Origin of the sequence: Streptomyces iakyrus, from assembly GCF_000717055.1 — a bacterium.
Classification (GTDB): domain Bacteria; phylum Actinomycetota; class Actinomycetes; order Streptomycetales; family Streptomycetaceae; genus Streptomyces; species Streptomyces iakyrus.
In genome coordinates this window covers 181,103-197,830 of the sequence record NZ_JNXI01000010.1, presented here as the reverse complement: position 1 = coordinate 197,830, position 16,728 = coordinate 181,103, and the positions used below count along the sequence as shown (strand labels likewise).

Annotated in this window: 20 protein-coding genes; 13 read left to right on the top strand and 7 right to left on the bottom strand. The window is 71.3% G+C overall.

The features are described from left to right. Positions 1 to 94: 94 nt before the first annotated feature. Genes OO68_RS17555 through OO68_RS17540 form a run of 4 tightly spaced genes read right to left on the bottom strand, consistent with a single transcriptional unit; the run spans position 95 to position 3,619 of the window. Complete coding sequence (locus OO68_RS17555; protein WP_051814687.1) at positions 95 to 1,318, bottom strand: aminotransferase class V-fold PLP-dependent enzyme; 1,224 nt, start codon at positions 1,316 to 1,318, stop codon at positions 95 to 97. Then, positions 1,315 to 2,175 carry an amino acid ABC transporter ATP-binding protein gene (locus OO68_RS17550; protein WP_051814686.1) on the bottom strand — a complete coding sequence of 287 codons (861 nt, stop codon included), beginning with the start codon at positions 2,173 to 2,175 and terminating at the stop codon, positions 1,315 to 1,317. Before OO68_RS17550 ends, OO68_RS17555 begins: the two co-directional genes overlap by 4 nt. Further along, the gene (locus OO68_RS17545; RefSeq protein WP_033309283.1) at positions 2,172 to 2,819 is read right to left on the bottom strand and encodes an amino acid ABC transporter permease; all 648 of its coding nucleotides are present in this window, start codon (positions 2,817 to 2,819) and stop codon (positions 2,172 to 2,174) included. Before OO68_RS17545 ends, OO68_RS17550 begins: the two co-directional genes overlap by 4 nt. Before the next feature lie 20 nt (positions 2,820 to 2,839). Beyond that, positions 2,840 to 3,619, bottom strand: a complete 780-nt coding sequence (locus OO68_RS17540; protein ID WP_245237020.1) for a transporter substrate-binding domain-containing protein — start codon at positions 3,617 to 3,619, stop codon at positions 2,840 to 2,842. A gap of 516 nt (positions 3,620 to 4,135) precedes the next feature. Here OO68_RS17540 and OO68_RS17535 point away from each other — a divergent pair. From OO68_RS17535 to OO68_RS17510, 6 genes are all read left to right on the top strand, one after another. Then, positions 4,136 to 4,801 carry a TVP38/TMEM64 family protein gene (locus OO68_RS17535; protein ID WP_033309281.1) on the top strand — a complete coding sequence of 222 codons (666 nt, stop codon included), beginning with the start codon at positions 4,136 to 4,138 and terminating at the stop codon, positions 4,799 to 4,801. 293 nt (positions 4,802 to 5,094) lie between these two features. Then, on the top strand, positions 5,095 to 5,337 hold the full coding sequence (locus tag OO68_RS17530; protein WP_051814685.1) for a hypothetical protein: 243 nt from the start codon (positions 5,095 to 5,097) through the stop codon (positions 5,335 to 5,337). Beyond that, a complete protein-coding gene (locus OO68_RS17525; protein WP_033309280.1) occupies positions 5,334 to 5,615 on the top strand; it encodes a hypothetical protein in 282 nt (93 codons plus the stop codon). The genes OO68_RS17530 and OO68_RS17525 overlap by 4 nt, the downstream gene beginning before the upstream one ends. A gap of 412 nt (positions 5,616 to 6,027) precedes the next feature. Continuing rightward, positions 6,028 to 6,240, top strand: a complete 213-nt coding sequence (locus OO68_RS17520; protein ID WP_033309279.1) for a hypothetical protein — start codon at positions 6,028 to 6,030, stop codon at positions 6,238 to 6,240. An 81-nt stretch (positions 6,241 to 6,321) separates the two neighbouring features. Continuing rightward, positions 6,322 to 7,329 carry a WD40/YVTN/BNR-like repeat-containing protein gene (locus OO68_RS17515; RefSeq protein ID WP_033309278.1) on the top strand — a complete coding sequence of 336 codons (1,008 nt, stop codon included), beginning with the start codon at positions 6,322 to 6,324 and terminating at the stop codon, positions 7,327 to 7,329. Continuing rightward, positions 7,326 to 7,874, top strand: a complete 549-nt coding sequence (locus OO68_RS17510; RefSeq protein WP_033309277.1) for a hypothetical protein — start codon at positions 7,326 to 7,328, stop codon at positions 7,872 to 7,874. Before OO68_RS17515 ends, OO68_RS17510 begins: the two co-directional genes overlap by 4 nt. Positions 7,875 to 8,103: 229 nt before the next feature. Here OO68_RS17510 and OO68_RS17505 read toward each other — a convergent pair whose 3' ends face one another. Together OO68_RS17505 and OO68_RS17500 are read right to left on the bottom strand one after the other, a co-directional pair. After that, positions 8,104 to 8,868 (bottom strand): CbtA family protein, encoded by a 765-nt coding sequence (locus OO68_RS17505; protein WP_033309276.1) that lies wholly within the window; start codon positions 8,866 to 8,868, stop codon positions 8,104 to 8,106. 15 nt (positions 8,869 to 8,883) lie between these two features. Then, positions 8,884 to 9,102 carry a CbtB domain-containing protein gene (locus OO68_RS17500; protein WP_033309275.1) on the bottom strand — a complete coding sequence of 73 codons (219 nt, stop codon included), beginning with the start codon at positions 9,100 to 9,102 and terminating at the stop codon, positions 8,884 to 8,886. A gap of 302 nt (positions 9,103 to 9,404) precedes the next feature. Here OO68_RS17500 and OO68_RS17495 point away from each other — a divergent pair, with 302 nt between their 5' ends. Beyond that, positions 9,405 to 9,980 (top strand): histidine phosphatase family protein, encoded by a 576-nt coding sequence (locus tag OO68_RS17495; RefSeq protein ID WP_033309274.1) that lies wholly within the window; start codon positions 9,405 to 9,407, stop codon positions 9,978 to 9,980. Between the two features lie 329 nt (positions 9,981 to 10,309). Beyond that, positions 10,310 to 11,050: a tRNA-dependent cyclodipeptide synthase gene (locus OO68_RS17490; RefSeq protein WP_051814684.1), complete on the top strand. Its 741-nt coding sequence runs from the start codon at positions 10,310 to 10,312 to the stop codon at positions 11,048 to 11,050. On the opposite strand, the gene OO68_RS17485 is transcribed toward OO68_RS17490, so the two are convergent. Continuing rightward, complete coding sequence (locus OO68_RS17485; RefSeq protein ID WP_033309273.1) at positions 11,040 to 11,471, bottom strand: heavy metal-responsive transcriptional regulator; 432 nt, start codon at positions 11,469 to 11,471, stop codon at positions 11,040 to 11,042. The two genes, OO68_RS17490 and OO68_RS17485, sit on opposite strands and share 11 nt — an antisense overlap. Positions 11,472 to 11,589: 118 nt before the next feature. On the opposite strand from OO68_RS17485, the gene OO68_RS17480 reads away from it, so the two are divergent. The 5 genes from OO68_RS17480 to OO68_RS17460 all read left to right on the top strand — a co-directional run bounded on the left by OO68_RS17480 (position 11,590) and on the right by OO68_RS17460 (position 16,510). Continuing rightward, entirely contained in the window at positions 11,590 to 11,802 is a 213-nt protein-coding gene (locus tag OO68_RS17480) for a heavy-metal-associated domain-containing protein (protein WP_033309272.1), read from the top strand. 46 nt (positions 11,803 to 11,848) lie between these two features. Next, positions 11,849 to 14,170 carry a heavy metal translocating P-type ATPase gene (locus OO68_RS17475; RefSeq protein ID WP_033309271.1) on the top strand — a complete coding sequence of 774 codons (2,322 nt, stop codon included), beginning with the start codon at positions 11,849 to 11,851 and terminating at the stop codon, positions 14,168 to 14,170. A gap of 144 nt (positions 14,171 to 14,314) precedes the next feature. Further along, positions 14,315 to 14,827: a hypothetical protein gene (locus tag OO68_RS17470; protein ID WP_033309270.1), complete on the top strand. Its 513-nt coding sequence runs from the start codon at positions 14,315 to 14,317 to the stop codon at positions 14,825 to 14,827. A 52-nt stretch (positions 14,828 to 14,879) separates the two neighbouring features. Beyond that, complete coding sequence (locus OO68_RS17465) at positions 14,880 to 15,182, top strand: hypothetical protein (protein WP_157852730.1); 303 nt, start codon at positions 14,880 to 14,882, stop codon at positions 15,180 to 15,182. Between the two features lie 380 nt (positions 15,183 to 15,562). Beyond that, the gene (locus OO68_RS17460) at positions 15,563 to 16,510 is read left to right on the top strand and encodes an FAD:protein FMN transferase (protein WP_157852729.1); all 948 of its coding nucleotides are present in this window, start codon (positions 15,563 to 15,565) and stop codon (positions 16,508 to 16,510) included. Positions 16,511 to 16,728 lie beyond the last annotated feature (218 nt).

Here is a 16,728-nt window from a genome sequence, read left to right as displayed (position 1 = left end):
CCTGTGCTGCTAAGGCATTTAGCGCAGGGCTGGGGGTGAGGGCGTCAGGCAGGCGCGACGAGCCGACCGCGCGCAGCTGTTCGCGCGGACGTGATCAGGTGCAGCTTCGCACCGCGCGGGCCAGGGCGGCGACCTCCTCCTCTGTGTTGTAGTAGTGCACCGACGCCCTGACGACCTCTCCGAGGCCGCGGTCGTCCATGTCCAGCCGGGTGGAGGCCGTCCGGGACACGCTGACGTTGATCCCCTGTGCCGCCAGGGCCGCCCTGACCCGGTCCGCCGCCACGCCGTCCACTGTGAATGTGGTGATGCCGCAGCGCCGTACGCCAAGGTCCCGGACGCGGACGCCGGGGATCTCGGCGAGTTGTTCCCGGAGCGTCCCGGCGAGGCGGGTCACGCGTGCCTGGATCCTCGGCAGGCCCCACCCCAGGGCATGGTCGATGGCGGCGCCGAGGCCAAGCTGGGCGGCGTAGTTGGCCTCCCAGGTCTCGAACCGGCGTGCGTCCAGCCGCATTTCGTACCGGTCGCGCGCGGTCCAGGTGGCGGCGTGCAGGTCGAGCACGGGCGGGACCAACTGGTCGAGTACGTCCTTGCGCACGTAGAGCAGCCCGGTCCCGCGTGGACCGCGCAGGTACTTGCGGCCGGTGGTGGAGAGCATGTCGCAGCCGATCTCCCCTACGTCGACGGCGAGTTGGCCCACCGACTGGCAGGCGTCCAGGAGATACAGCGCGCCCGCCTCACGGGCGATCTTCCCCACCTCGGCGGCGGGGTTCACGAGCCCTCCGTTGGTGGGGACATGGGTCAGCGAGATGACCCGTACCCGCTCGTCCACCGCCGCGCTCAGGGCGTCGACCGAGATCTGGCCGTGCTCGTCGCTGGGGACGACGTCGACCTGGACGCCGTACCGCTCGGCGACCTGGAGATAGGCGATGAAGTTGCTGCCGTACTCGGCCATGCTGGTCAGGACGCGGTCCCCGGGGCGGAACGGGATGCCGTAGAAGGCCATGTCCCAGGCCCGGGTGGCGTTGTCGACCAGGGCGATCTCGTCGCGGCCGCAGCCGAGGAGTCGGGCGGCGGAGTCGTACACCGCCTCGATGCGCTCAGCGGCGTGGGCGGCCGCCTCGTAGCCGCCCATGTCCGCCTCCAGGTGCAGGTGGTGTACGGACGCGTCGACGACCTGGCGGGGCATCAGGGCTGCGCCGGCGTTGTTGAAATGGGACACCTTGGCGCATCCCGGGGTGTCGGCGCGGGCCCGGGCGACCTCCCCGGGGGTGAAGTCCCTGTTCTCCTCGGCCTGCCTGTCTTCTCGCGTGTCCGTCAACTCGCCTGCTCCCATCGTGTCGGCTTGTCCGGGCCGTCGCCGTCGGCCCCTTGCTCGGGCAGGTCGTGTGCGACCAGGCGGAGGAACGCCTGCGCCCGCGGGTGGGCCGGACGGCTCAGGAACTCCCGGGGCGGTCCTTCTTCGAGAACGACGCCGCCGTCCATGAAGACCACCCGGTCCGACACCTCCCGCGCGAACTCGACCTCGTGCGTGACGACGACCATGGTCATGCCGTCGCGCGCGAGTTCGCGCATCACCTGAAGGACCTCGGCGTGCAGTTCGGGATCGAGCGCCGAGGTCGGCTCGTCGAAGAGGACGACCTCCGGTTCCATGGCCAGAGCCCGGGCGATGGCGACCCGCTGCTTCTGGCCGCCCGACAGCCGCGCCGGGTACTCGGCGGCCTTGTCGGCCAGGCCGACCCGGTCGAGCAGTCGCCGGGCGAGCGCCTCCGCATCGGCCCTGGGCATGCGCCGTACCGACAGGGGCCCTTCGGCCACGTTGCCCAGGGCGGTCAGGTGGGGGAAGAGGTTGAACTGCTGGAACACCATGGCCGTGCGGTGCCGGATCTCCCTCACCTGCCGGGCGCGTTCACGCCGGCGCGCCCGGTCGCCGCACTCCACCGAGCAGCCGCAGACGGCGACCGTGCCGGCGTCGGGCTCCTCCAGCAGGTTCATGCAGCGGATGAGTGTCGTCTTCCCGGAACCGGAGGGCCCCATCACCACGACCACCTCCCCGCGGGCCACGGTGAGATCGACGCCCTTGAGCACCTCCAGCGCGCCGAAGCGCTTGTGCAGGCCGCTTATGTGTATCGGGCTGTCCGTCCGGCCCGGTGTGCCGGGCTGATCCGTCGTGTTCATGCGTAGGCCCTCCCCAGTCGGCGCTCCAGGGCGCCCTGACCCAGCGAGAGCGCGGTGTTGATCAGCCAGTAGGCCGCGGCGGCCACCAGGAACGCCTCCATGTAGCGGAAGGTGGAACTGCCGATGGTCTCGGCCGCCCTGGTGAGTTCGACGACGGTCACCGCGGAGGCCAGCGAGGTGTCCTTCATCAGCGCGATGAATCGGCTGCCGATGGGCGGCAGCGCGACCCGGATCGCCTGCGGGGCGACGATCCGCCGGAGCATCCGCCAGTACGGCATGCCCATCGAGTGGGCCGCCTCCCACTGGCCGCGGTCGACGGCGATGATTCCGGCGCGGAAGTTCTCGCTGAGGTACGCCGCGGCGTACAGCGTGAGGGCGAGGATCGCCGAGGGGATCGGTTCGATCAGGATGCCGAGCTGCGGAAGCCCGTAGTAGACGAGCATGATCTGGATCAGCAGCGGTGTGCCGCGGAACACCGACACGTAGGCGATGGCGAGGCCCTTGAGCAGCCGGAACCGGGAGATCCTGGCCAGCCCGACGAGGGCGCCGAGGATGCAGCCGAGCACGAACGACACCACGCCGAGCAGGAGCGTGACGCCCATCGCGCGCAGGAGGTCGGGGAAGTCGCGGACGATCAGGTCCATGGCCGTTTTCCTCCTTCCCGTCAACCCGCTTGATCCGCGGGCAGCTTGCGCAGCTCGGCGGCCATGTCGAGGCCGCCGAGCCAGCGGCGCGAGATGGCCGACAGTGTGCCGTCGCCGATCATGTCGTTCAGTGCCTTGTCGACCTTCCCCTTGAGGTCCTGCTGGCCCTTGCGGAACGTCATGCCGTTGACCTCGGTCTCCAGCAGCGCTCCGGAGGCCTTCACCTGCAGGTTGTTCTTGTCGGCGAGGTAGGCGCCCTGGAACTTCGACACGAGCGCGGCGTCGGCCCGGCCCTGTCCGACGTCCGTCAGGGCGAGCGTGGCGTTCTTGTACGTCTTGATCCGCGCGCCCGGGATCTTCGTACGGGCGTACTCGGCCTGCGTGGTGCCCTCGGTCACCGCGATCCGTCTGCCCTTCAGGGAGGCGAGCCCGGTGATGGAGGTGTTGCCCGTGCCGACGAAGACCGAGATGCCGTTGACCTCGTACGGACGCGAGAAGTCGACCTGCTGCCTGCGCTCCGCGGTGATCGTCTGGCCCGAGATGACGATGTCGAACCGGTTGGCCCGCACTCCCTCGATGAAGCTGCCGAAGTCCGAGCCGACGAACTCGACCTTGCCGATGCCGAGCCGCTTCGCCAGCTCCCGGGCCACGTCGACGTCGTAGCCGACCGGTTCGTTGTCGCCGTCGAGGAAGTTCCACGGCGGGTTGGCCTGGGTGAGGGCGACCCTCAGGGTGCCCTTGGAGCGCGCGTTGTCGAGGGTGCTGTCGCTCGCAGCGGCCGAGCACCCGGTGGCTGTCACTGCGCCGGTCACGAGCAGTGCCGCGAGTCGGAGACATCGGGAGGTCTGACGGTGGTTGTTCACAGTCGCGGTCCTTCCTGATCACAGCAGCCCTGGCCGCTCCAAGCGGGGGCACCGGTCCACGTCGTCTTCGGCGACGCGTGAACCGGGTAGGAAGGTGTAGAGGGCTGCTGCCGACGGAATTGTGAGGGGCGCATCGGCAGAGTGCTCCTTACTCGCGGGGAGCGTCAAGTACCCCGTGGGGGTATTTACTTCAGGGAAACCGGCGTTTCGAGCGCGTGTCCGCCGGCCGGTCGGTGTGGGCGGCCCCGATCGGTGGCGAGGATGCGAGCGGTCCGGCGGTCGGCCCGGGCGAGAGCCGGCAGTGACCGTCCTGCCGTACAGGGTGGCCCGCTACCTGTCCTCGCTCGTACCCGGGCTGGTCTCGCGCCCGCGACCGTCGGCATGCCGGGGGCGTGAAAGGCGGATCGCGGGCCGACCGGGGGAAGGCCTCGTAGGTACACTCGGCGCGTGCGTATGACACCAGCCGCTCGGCTGGCTCTGCTTCTCATGGTCCTGGCGGCAGCGGCCGGTTCCCTGTTTCTGTGGAATCCCCGGCGGCTCCTCACTCAAGGGCTGCTCGCGCCGGACGTTCCCGCGGTCTGGGCAGGGCTCGGCTTCGTGCTCGTGTTCGCGATCGGCACCCTGGCCTTCTTCCCCAAGCCGGTGCTCAACGTCGCGGCCGGGGTCTTCTTCGGCATCCCCGCAGGGCTGGTGCTCGCGGTGGCGGGGACGACTCTCGGCGCGGTCCTGGCGTTCGCGCTCGGCCGGGGGCTGGGCCGTGAGGCTCTTCAGCCGTTCCTCAGGGGAAAGGTGCTGGGGGTGCTGGACCGGCGGCTCACCGAGCAGGGGTTCCGCAGCGTCTTCCTGCTGCGCGTCGTGCCGGGCGTCCCCTTCCAGGCGGTGAACTTCGCGGCGGCCTTCTCCGGTGTGCGGCTGCGCTCCTTCGCCGCCGCGACGGCACTGGGTGTGCTGCCCGGGACGGCGGCCTACGTTGTCGCCGGGTCCTCGGCCTCGTCGCCGACCTCGCCGGCGTTCCTGATCTCGGCCGGTGTCATGGTCGCGCTCGCAGTGCTGACCCTCGGCTCCATGTGGCGGTCCCGGCGGGCGATCACCGCGCCGACGGCTCACGGGGTGGCCTGACGGGGCTGATCGGCTGGTCGCCGCGACGTCCGCCTCGGAGTCCCGAGGATCCGGTTACGACAGACCGGAGGATCCGGTGGCCGGCCGGGTCGTCGGGGCCTGTTCGCGCCGCTGTCGTGGGCAGCTGGACACAGCGCCCCGACGACCTCTGTTCCTATGCGCCTTAGTACCTAAGTCACATAGGATGTGGGTATTGACTGCCATCGTTCGCACAGAAGCGCGGAGGTGGCTGAGCCGCCGCGGTGCGGCCTGCGCCGACGGGCGACCCCGTTCGCGCCGAAGGGAGAAGTCTGATGAGTCAGTTGCTCACCGTCCTGCCCCTGCTGGCCTGCCCGCTGGGCATGGGCCTCATGATGTGGTTCATGAGCCGGTCCGGCCGCCGTCAGGCCGAGACCTACACGGCGGAGGGCACAACAGCGCCGGCCCCGTCTGATCCGCGACGCAAGGAGCTGGAGGCGCTGCGCGCCGAGGTCGAGGAACTGCGGGCCGAGGTCGGCCATCGGCCTGACGTCCCGGTCCGGGAGCGGACACTGTGAGCGGCTACGTCCTGCCCCTGCTCCTCGCCGTGGCGTCGGCGGCGATGATGTATTTCTGCTGCGTGCGGCCGATGCGCCGGGGTGCCGCCAGGCACGCGGGCCCGGAACGGCAGCCCGCGGCGCGATCGTGCTGCGGGGCGCCGGGGGCACAGTCGGCCCCGGACGCGGACGTCGACGCCGAGATCAAGCGACTGCGGGAAGAGGTCCGGCTGCTGCGTCACGAGGCGGATCTGTGCTCCGACGACACCGGGCAGCCCGTGAAGGAAGAGATCCGCTGACCAGATCGCTCCTTCCCGTACGACGTCCCGACGCCGTCTCCCTCCCCGTGGGCGCCTCGCGACGGCACGTGTGCGCCTTCGGTGTGCTGGGGGCCGCGACCCTCACCGATTGCCGTACCGCCAAGGGCTCGCAGCAGAGCAGCGGCATTCCCGCGGCGGTGACCGGCGCCTCGGTGTTTCGCTGCTTCCCGTCGGCGCAGCGCAGGCTCACTCCCGCCCTGTCCGGCACCACGCTCACCGGCGGGCGCGTCGGCATCGCCGACATGCGCGGCGATGTGGTCGTCAACGTGTGGGGGCGGCCAGGCCGACGGCTACACGAGGCCCCGGAGATCGCCCGGCTGTCCGCCAAGACCGCCGCCCCGCTCCGGGTTGCGGGTTCCTCGGCATCGACAACCGCGACAACAAGGCGTCCGTGCTCGCGTTCGAGCGCGGCTACGGCATCACGTATCCGAGCATTTTCGACCGGGACGGCCGTACCCTGCCGGGCTTCCGGTGCATGGCCCCGAGAGCCGTCCCCACACCTACGTACTCGACCGCTCCGGAAAGGGGGCCGCGTTCTCTTTCGGCCCTGACCTTCGAGGAGTTCTTCCCGATCATCCAGTGGGTCGCCGCCGGTAGGCGGTGACCGTCCAGCCCGGCGGGAGGTACGCGGGCCGCCCGCGCCGACTGTCTCCGCCCTCACGACACCTGCGAAGGAAGCACGATCATGTCCTCCACATCGTCCCGCAAGACGAAGCCGTCGGCTGCGGCCGCCAAGCCGACGGCAGCCGCCAGGCCCACGAAGGCCGAACGCCGCCGGACCAGGGCAGCCGAGCAGGCTGCCGCGGCACGGCGCGCCGAGCAGCGGGCGCGGCGGCTGCGCTGGGGCGGCGCGGCCCTGGCCGTGGTGGCGGTCGCGGCGGGCGGGGTCTTCCTGACCACCCGCGGCGACGGCGGCAGCGCCGGCGGCTCGTCCACCGGGTCGGCGACCAGGCCCCTCGTGGGCGGGGACCTGCACACGGTGTCGGTGGTCGGCAGCCGGCTCTTCGTGGGCGGGCACGCGGCCGTCGCCGCCTCCGGCAACGGGGGCAAGACCTGGCAGGACGTGCCCTCGCTGCGCGGGGCCGACGCCATGGGATGGGCGAGCACGAAAGACGCCGTGCTGGTGGGCGGGCACCCGGGGCTGTACCGGTCGACCGACGGCGGGGCCACCTTCACCAAGGCGACCGGCAAGAACGCGCTCGGAGACGTCCACGCCATCGGCGGCACCGGCGACACCGTCTACGTCGGCTCTCCCGAGTCCGGGCTTCTCGCCTCCACCGACGGCGGCACGACCTGGAAGACGGTCAACGCCGAGACGGGCCGCTCCTTCATGGGCACCATCCTGGTCGACCCGAAGGACCCGCAGCGCCTCATCGCCCCCGACATGTCCAGCGGGCTGCAGACCAGCAGCGACGGCGGCAAGACCTGGAAGGAGCTGGGCGGCCCGATGGGCGCGATGGCCGCCGCCTGGAACCCCAAGGACATCAACCGGATCATCGCCGTCGGCATGGACGGCGCCCAGCTGAGCACCGACGGCGGCAAGACCTGGAAGGACGCCGACCTGCCCAAGGGCACCAGCGCGGTCGGCTACGACGCGACCGGCAGCACCCTGTACGCGGGCGCGCTCGACGGCACGACCGCTCGCGTCTACCGCAGCACCGACGGCGGCGCCAGCTGGAAGGCCACTTCGTGACGCCGCACCGCGACGAGGAAGAGGTCGAAGAGGACCGCAGCGGGGCCGCCCCCGGCAGACCCGTCTCCGCGGCGGAGGCCGCCGCCCCGCCGCTCAGCCACAGGGCGGGCCTGCTGCTGTCTGTGGTGGCCGCCACCGTGGTGCTCGCCCTGGCCACCTCCGCAGTGGTGGCCCTGCGGGGCGGTTCCGGCGGCGGTACCGGATCGACCGCCACTACCGAGCCGAGCGCCACGGCGTCCTTCGTCACCCCGCCTTCCGCCCAGGTCCGTCCCGTGCACGAGGCCCTCCACGACATCGACACCAGATGCCGCGCGAAGGACAAGAGCGCCAGCCAGACGTCGCTCACCCGGGACGTCGACACGATCATCGAATTCTCCCGGCGCTACCCCGACGCACGCTTCCCGATCGACGACGAGACCGGAACCACGCTGTCCCTGCTGCTGGTGACCAGTCAGAGCATGCGCACGTGCGCACCGGCCCTGGTGACCCGCGTGGACGGCGCACTGCCGCCCGACTTCCGCGACCCCGCCGCCACGGCTTCGTGACGACGGCGACCGCATGCCGGGGGAGTGCCGGCCCCGCCGGCGCGGCTACTTCTCCGGCAGGTCGCCGTCGGCCACGTGCGCGGGTCCCGGCAAGGGCAGACGCATGCCGCGGGACTCGGTGACGCGCACACGTCGGGCAGGCACTAGGCGGATCGCACCTGAGGTCGCCATGAGACATGCGGACGGGCCCGCAGGGGGTGTCCCCCGCGGGCCCGTCCTCTCAGTTGTCTCAGTGGGGTGCGGGGGCTGCTTGCGATGCCACAGCCTGGGTGGGTGCGGTAGTGGTACGAGGTTCCAGTACCCGCTCGGCGAGGTGGCCGAAGATCAGGCCGAAGGATGCCCACAGAAGAAGCTGCATGCCTGCCGCGGCGAGGCGGAAGTCCCAGACCACATTGGCGGGGAAGCCCTCGGGCATTTCGTTGACCGCCGGGAGGAAGGCCAGCGCGAGGCCGATCGCCATCACGAAGGCCACGGAGGCGGCGATGGTCGCGTTCCAGTTGCCCAGGCGTGGGGCCAGCCGCTGGCCCAGGACGACGGCCGCGATGCCGATCAGCACACTGAGCGCGATCATCAGCCAGTACAGGGCGGTGCGCTGGTTGAGGGTGTCGGGGTTGCTGACCGCCGGGGGATTCGCCGGGTACTTGAGGAACGGCACCAGGAACACGGTGACGAAGCCGCCCAGGGCGACCAGGCCGGCGGTGGCCCGCGGACCGAAGCGGCCTATGCGGCCCAGGGCGAAGCAGAAGGTCAGGGCGGCGATTCCGGCGAACGCGGTGGTAAAGAAGAGCACGCCGGTGGCCAGGCCGGCGGTCTCCTGCAGGGTTCGGCTGACCAGTTCCGGGCCGTGTTCGGTCTCGTGGGCTGCTTCGAAGACGAGTGCGGACCTCAGCGGCGATTCACCCACGAGGTAGGCGAAGGCGAAGACCAGCACTCCGGCGGCGATGCCGGTGAGCATGCCGCGTACCAGGAGGGTTCTGACGGTGGCGGAATTCATGTGCGCGGCCTCGTCTCAGTGGCAGGGGAAGCCGAGCAGGTGGCGTCCGTCGTGCACCCACTCGTGCACGCCCTCGCCGGAGAAGACAGCCGCCGTGCCGCCTTCGGCGCCGACGAAGTACAGCAGGATCAGCATCAGGATGCCGAAGAAGGCCGCCCAGGGCAGGATCGCCCGGACGGGGAGGGTGAGGGGTGCGTCGGGGGCAACGGCCGGCGGGGCTGCGGACTGCGCCATGGCAGGACCTCCTGGGGGAACTCGCGTCCCATGTCGTTGGAGCTCGAAGCGACGGCTGCGGGTCTGACTTGCCCGGCGATCAGCGCCCCTGGCGGGGGCGGCTCCTGCTGGGCTTACAGTGGCGCGACCGTGCCGGATTCTCACCGGACTTCCGTCATGCCGTCGTCAATGTCGTGGTGAAGGTAGCGCGGGGCGGCATTCCCGCCAAGAGCGCGCGGGTGGCGCCGACCGCGCGCCGGATCCGCTTCCGTACGCCCAAGTTCCGGTGTTTGCAAGCTCGTTCGGCGGTAGGAGGAGGGTGCATGACAAGCCGGGTGATGTTGATCTCACCAGCGGTCAGCGCGGCGCTCCGGGAAGCGCGCTTCGACGACGGTTGCTCCCTGGACGCCGCTGGGCTGCGGCGGGCACAGTCCGCCGCCGGAACACTGCCGATGGCCGACCGGGTGTTCGCCTCCCCGTCGGTGCGCTGCCGAGAGACGGCCGCCGGGCTCGGGCTGGAGGCGGTGCCGCTGCCCGACGTCGCCGGGTGGGCGGTGGGCAGGTGGCGGGGCAGGACCTTGGAAGAGGTGACCGCCGCCGAGCCGGAGGCGATCGCGGCCTGGCTGACGGACCCGGGATGCGCGCCGCACGGCGGGGAGTCGCTGCAGGAGCTGTGCGACAGGGTCGGAGGATGGCTGGATGCGGTGGCCGGTGAGGCGGGGCGGCTGATCGCCGTCGTGGAGCCGGAGGCCGTCCGCGCGGCGGCGGTGCGGGCGCTGGGGGCGACGGCACAGGCGTTCTGGCGGATCGACGTACCGCCGCTGACCGCCTTGGAGTTCAGCGGACGCGCCGGTCGGTGGAACCTGCGGGCAGGACGGCCGCTGGGGGAGTCCGTGTAGGAGGGCAGCCAACGCAGTTGGTTCGCCCGCCCGCCAAAGGCGCGGAGCGCACCGAGGACCACCTGGCCTCGTTCCCCTGGTGCGGCACTACGTCGTCACCAACGCCCTTATCCTGGATCTGCTCCGGGCGTACCGCACCGGCGGCGGCATGTAGCCGAAGCAGGCCCCGAAGACCCGACGCCGGTCGACCTGCGGTCCGGCCGTCAGGCGCCGCTCACCTCATCGGGCGGCTTGAACGGCTGGTGAGGGATGACGGCATACCTCGATCGGGTGGGGCGGTGCGCGCCTTGCTTGCACTTGCCCCAGGGGGAGCCTTCTAGCGTCCGGGCATGAGCACAGAGCAAGGCGGCGGCAGCGGGGCCGCTCTGACGGTGACTCCGCTCAGCGCCCGGTGCGCAGAGGCGGTCGAGCGGGGTGAGCACGTCTGTTTCGGGATCAGCCCGTTCAACGGCTACTTCTCCACGGCCCGGATCCGGGAGCTGGCGGCCTGGGGGCTGGGCCGGTTCGAGCGGGTGGACTTCTTCGTGCCGGACGCGCCCAGTGCCTTCACGCTCGAGGCCCTGGGGTACTCCCCGGAGAAGGCCGCGTGGAAAGCGCGGCGGCAAGGGCAGTACACCCGGAACAAGATCGTCACCGCGCTCACGTCGCTCGGCGTGGCGGACGCGGGAGCGCGGGTGCTGGGGTGGGCCGAGTTGGAGCGCAACGCGGTGTTCCCAGGGCTGCACGAAGGCGGGCTGCAACGGTACGTCGAGGATCCGGGCTTCCGGGACGCGTGCAGGGAGGCCACCCGCTGGGTGCTGGCCGGGAAGCTCCCGCCGGGGCGGGCGCCGGAGGCCGGGCAGGTCGAGCGTGCGGTGCGCTATTTCCTGGCGGAGCTGCCGCTGTTCCTCGACACCCCGTCGATCGTCGGGGCCGGGGCGTCGGTGTTCTGTTATCACCGGCCGCCTGATGTGCTGCGCCGCCTGTACGCGGGGGAGTTGGGCTGGCGGCCTGCGGAGGGGCAGGGCTTCGCCGTTGTCGTACCGGCTGGGCCGGAGCCCGCGCCTGTACGGTCTCCCGTCACTCGGTGACCGAGGGCTCGGCGGACTCGGCAGGCTCGGTTTCGAGGATCCAGCAGACGCCGGCCTGGTCGTGATCGGTCGGTCGGCCCTGGGCGGCGTGCGCCAGGAGGGATTCCAGGTGGGCTTCGAGGGTGACGAGTTCGGCGATCTGGGCGCGGACGTTGTCCAGGCGCTCGGTCAGGACGCGGCTGACGTGGCCGCAGGGGCTTTCGCCGCTGTCGTGGACGGTGAGGATCTGGCGTACTTCCTGCAGGGTCATGCCGGCGGCCTGGCAGCGGCGGATGAAGCGGAGCCGGTCGGCGGTCTCGGGGCCGTAGACGCGGTGGCCGCTGGGGGTGCGGGCCGGGGGAGGCACCAGGCCGGAGTCCTCGTAGAAGCGGATGGTCTTGGTGCTGGTCCCTGTGAGCTCGGCCACTTCGCCGATTTTCATGGGGCTCCTCACTTGAAGTTCCAGTGGGCTGGAAGTGTAACGCTGTGGGCGTCCAGAGGTGCCTGAGACGTTGTGCCGCCCTTCCCGGTGGTCGTTCTCATGGAGCGAGGAGCGTTTGATGAGCAAGTCCATCTACACGGTCACCGGCATGACCTGCGGCCACTGCGCCGATGCCATCACCGGGGAGCTCACCACGCTCTCCGGTGTGCAGAAGGTCGAGGTCGACGTCGAGGCGGGCCGTGTCACGGTGGCCAGCGACGGCCCGCTGGCGACCGAGGACGTCCGGGCGGCCCTGACCGAGGCGGGCGACTACGAGTTGGTCGGGGTCTGACGGCTCGCCCGGCCCCCGGTCCCCGCACATGAATGACGAGCCTCGCATGACCACCACGACCACCCGGTTGCCCACGGCGGAGTTCCCCGACGGGAGTGCTCCGGCGCAGACCGTCGACCTGTCCATCACCGGCATGACCTGCGCCTCATGCGCGAATCGCATCGAGCGCAAGCTGAACAAGATGCCAGGCGTCAGCGCGACGGTGAACTTCGCCACCGCCAGCGCCCGCGTCGGCTACCCCGAGGACCTGACGCCCGAGGACCTGATCGCCACGGTGAAGGCCACCGGGTATGGCGCCAGCCTGCCCGCGCCGCCCGCCTCGGCCGCCCCGGGGAGCCAGGATGCGGCTGGTGACGGGGCTGTCAGCGAGGAGGAGCGGCATGTGCGGGCGCTGCGGGACCGGCTGCTGGCCTCGGCGGTGCTGACCCTGCCGGTCGTGGCGCTGTCGATGATTCCGCCCCTGCAGTTCCGGTTCTGGCAGTGGCTGGCCTTCGCGCTGGCCTCCCCGGTGGCGCTGTGGGGCGCCTGGCCCTTCCACCGTGCTGCCGCGCTGAACCTGCGGCACCGGGCGACGACGATGGACACCCTGGTCTCGCTCGGCGTGCTGGCGGCCTGGGCCTGGAGCGTCTACGCCCTGTTCTGGGGCGGTGCGGGCGAACCCGGCATGAGCATGGGCTTCTCCCTGCTGCCGCGCTCGGGCGAGCATGCCGGGCAGCCGGAGATCTACCTGGAGGTCGCCGCGGCGCTGACCGCGTTCATCCTGGCCGGCCGCTACTTCGAGGCCCGCGCCCGGCGCCGGGCCGGTGAGGCGATCCGGGCCCTGATGGACCTGGGCGCCAAGGAAGTCGCCGTGCTGCGCGGCGGGCGCGAAGTGCGCGTGCCGATCGAGCAGTTGGCGGTCGGGGACGAGTTCGTGGTGCGGCCCGGGGAGAAGATCGCCAGCGACGGCATCGTCGTCGAGGGTACCTCGGCGGTGGACGAGTCGCTGCTGACCGGCGAGTCGCTGCCGGTGGAGGTCGGCCCGGACGACGCCGTCACCGGCGCCACCGTCAACGCCGGGGGCCGTCTGGTCGTACGGGCCACGCGCGTGGGCTCGGACACCAAGCTCGCGCAGATCGCCCGGCTGGTGGAGGAGGCGCAGACCGGCAAGGCGGAGGTGCAGCGTCTTGCCGACTCCATCTCCGCGATATTCGTGCCGATCGTGATCCTGCTGGCGGTCGAGACGCTGTTCGCCTGGTTGATCCTGGGCTATCCGGCCGCCATGGCGCTCACCGCGGCGGTGGCGGTGCTGATCATCGCCTGTCCGTGTTCGCTGGGCCTGGCCACTCCGACCGCGCTGATGGTCGGCACAGGGCGCGGTGCCCAGCTCGGCCTGCTGATCCGGGGCCCGGAGGTGCTGGAATCGACCCGGCGGATCGACACCATCGTGCTGGACAAGACCGGCACGGTCACCGAGGGGAAGATGCGCCTGGTCGACGTGGTCACCGTCGAGGGCGAGGAGCGGGCCGAGGTGCTGCGGCTGGCCGGGGCGCTGGAGCACGCCAGCGAGCACCCGATCGCCAAGGCGATCGCGGACGCCGCCGAGGACGAGACCGGCGACCTCGCGCCTGTCGCCGACTTCGCCAACCACGCGGGCCGGGGTGTGACGGGCACGGTCGACGGACACCAGGTGCTGGCCGGACGGGCGAGCTGGCTGACCGACGACCAGGACTTGGAGGTCCCCGCGGCCCTGCTCCAGGCGCAGAAGAAGGCCGAACGGACCGGCCGTACGGTCGTGTTCGCCGCCTGGGACGGCCAGGTGCGCGCCGCGCTGGTGGTCGCCGACACCGTCAAGCCCACCAGTGCGCAGGCGGTCGCGCAGTTCAAGGAGCTGGGCCTGACCCCGGTGCTGCTGACCGGTGACAACACCGCGGCAGCCGAGCATGTCGCGGCCGAGGTCGGCATCGAGCAGGTCATCGCCGAGGTGCATCCCGAGGATAAGGTCGCCGAGGTCAAGCGGCTGCAGGAGCAGGGCAAGGTCGTGGCGATGGTCGGCGACGGGGTCAACGACGCCGCCGCCCTCGCGCAGGCCGACCTGGGCCTGGCGATGGGCACGGGGACGGATGCGGCGATCGCTGCGGCCGATCTCACCTTGGTCAAGGGCGACTTGAGGGGCGCGGCCGACGCGATCCGCCTCGCCCGCAGGACGCTGTCCACCATCAAGGGCAACCTGTTCTGGGCGTTCGCCTACAACGTCGCCGCCCTGCCACTGGCCGCGCTCGGCCTGCTCAACCCGCTCATCGCCGGGGCAGCGATGGCCAGTTCCTCGGTGTTCGTCGTCAGCAACAGCCTGCGGCTGCGGCGCTTCCAGCCCGCCCACCGGGCGTGAGCCGCCGCCCCTGATACCCGGCAGCCCCACCGAGCGGGGCTGTCACCAAACCGACCTGACAACCTAATCGACTAAGGGGACTAGGGGCTCATCTTTGTCCCTCGCCCAGACCCCACGGGATTCGACAGAAAGAGGACCAACCCCATGGCCGGCACCATCAAGCACCGCACCGCCCTCGCCGTCGCGGCAGCCGTCGTGACGGTCGGCGTCACCGCCGTCGTCGCCACCGCGGCCGTCGCTGGCGGTGGGCCGGACACCCCGCCTCCCTCCATGTCGGGCATGGCGAGCTCCTCGCCTTCCGGCAGCCCGACGGGCCCGGCATCCCCGGCTCCGGCGGCCCCCGCCGCACCGTCCCAGCCGGCCGGCGGCATGCCCAGCCCGGCGCCCAGCACCGGAAATGGCATGGACGGCATGCAGGGCAACGGCGGCGGCATGAGTGAGATGGAGATGCGTATGTGGATGGAGGCCATGCGTATGGGCATGGAGGCCGGCATGAACATGCGCATGGAGCAGGACAAGGGCACGGACAAGAGCTCCGGCGGCATGGGGATGGGCGGGCAGGACAGCTCCGGCATGGGCGGCATGAACGGAATGAATGGCATGGGGGAGGACGACGGCATGGACATGGATATGGGCATGGGCATGGGCGACATGTAGCGGCGCACTGATCACCGAGCCGTTCGTTCCATCGGGAGAGAGCACATCGTCTATGCGCAGGGCCAATTCGTTCATCGGTAAGGCAGGGCCTCGCACCGTACTCGCCGCCGTCGGCGGAGCCGTGGTAGTGGCCGCCTCCATGGCCGTCGCCACCGTGGCGGTAGCGGGTGGCGGACCCGGCACGCCGGATCCCTCGAACACCTCGGCACCAGCCGCCGTCCCCTCACCCTCTGACTCCGGCAGCGTCCCGGGCGGCGCGCTGGGCAAGGACGGGGACGACATGGGCGACGACAGCCGGGGCCAGGAGGACGGCTCGGAGATGGACGGGGCCGAGATGGAGATGGGGGATGGCTGACCTTTCCAACGCCGACGAACGGGACCGGCGGACAGCGGTACGGATCACGGTAGCCAGCGCGAGCCTGGCCGGTGCGGCCTTGCTGACCACGGCCCTTGTGGTCGCGGCCGAGCCCTCCGCCGCGACCACGTCACCCGCGGGCATTTCCAGCCCAGTCCCTCCCTCATCCGTCTCCCCGACAGCCGCAATCCCTGCCCCGGCGCAGTCCCAGGCCTCGCCGACCACCCCGGTCACGCGTAGCAGCGGCAGCGGCTGCGGAAAGACAAAGACAGCGGCTCAGGCACCCATGGCTCCGACACCCACCCAGGCACAGCCCCCGGCCCAGCAGGGCCAAGGCGAGGGCCAGTTGGTACCCCCGTCCGCCCCGGTGACGCGCAGCAGTGGCAGCTGAAGCGCGCTTCGAGGTGATGGGCTCCACTGGCCATCTCCTGGTGGCCGGAGGCCGCGAGCCGGAACTCGTGCAGAGGGCACTCCGCCGCCTGGAAGAGCTGGAGGCCCTCTGGTCCCGGTTCCGCCCCGACAGCGAGCTGCGCCATCTCAATGCCTCGCCCGGCCGGTGGGTCGCCCTGTCTCCGCCGACCGTCGCAGTCGTACGGCAGGCGGTTCGGGCGTGGGAGGCGACCGGCGGCCTGTTCGACCCGACGGTCCTGTCCGCCCTCGAAGCCGCCGGATACACCGACAGCTTCGACGCACTGCCCCGGGAGCAGCCGGACAGGTTGCGCCCAGCCCTCGTGCCGGGCTGCGCGGGTGTCGAGATCCGCGACGACCGGGTGCGCGTACCGCCCGGCGTGCGACTCGACCTCGGCGGCATCGGCAAGGGGTACGCGGCCGACCTGGTCGCGCAGGAGCTGATGGCCGCGGGCGCCGACGGGGCCTGCGTCAATCTGGGCGGCGACGTACGGACGACGGGATCGCCTCCCGGCTCCGATGCGTGGGTGGTCGCCGTTGAGGACGAGGCCCACCCGGGGACGGACCTGGCGTGGCTGACCCTCGGTGAAGGAGCCGTCGCCACCTCCACCCGGCTGCGCCGCCGATGGCAGCGCCAGGGGCGGGAGTTGCACCACCTGATCGATCCGGGCAGCGGGGCGCCCGCCACCAGCGACGTGCACAGCGTGACCGTGGTGGCCGGCGAGGCGCACTGGGCCGAGGTGCTCGCGAAGGCGGCGCTGATCGCCGGGCTGCCCGCCGGAGTGGCCCTGCTGGAGACCCACGGGGTCACCGGCCTGCTCGTGACCGAAGACGGCACGGCGCACCGCGCCGGGCCCTGGGAAAGGTTTGTGACGTGGTCTCGCAACTGTCCTGGTACCTCGCCCGCGTCGGCGGGCTGATGTCCTGGTGGCTGCTGTCGGCCACGGTCGTGTGGGGACTGCTGCTGTACACCCGGGTACTGGGCCCGAAGGCGGTGCCGGGGCGCCTGCTGGATCTGCACCGCTTCCTGTCCGCGCTCTCCTTGGTCTTCCTGGGCATCCACCTGGTCGGCCTGCTCACCGACTCCTGGGTGGACATCGGCCTGGTCCAGATCCTGTTCCCGTTCACCTCCGACTAC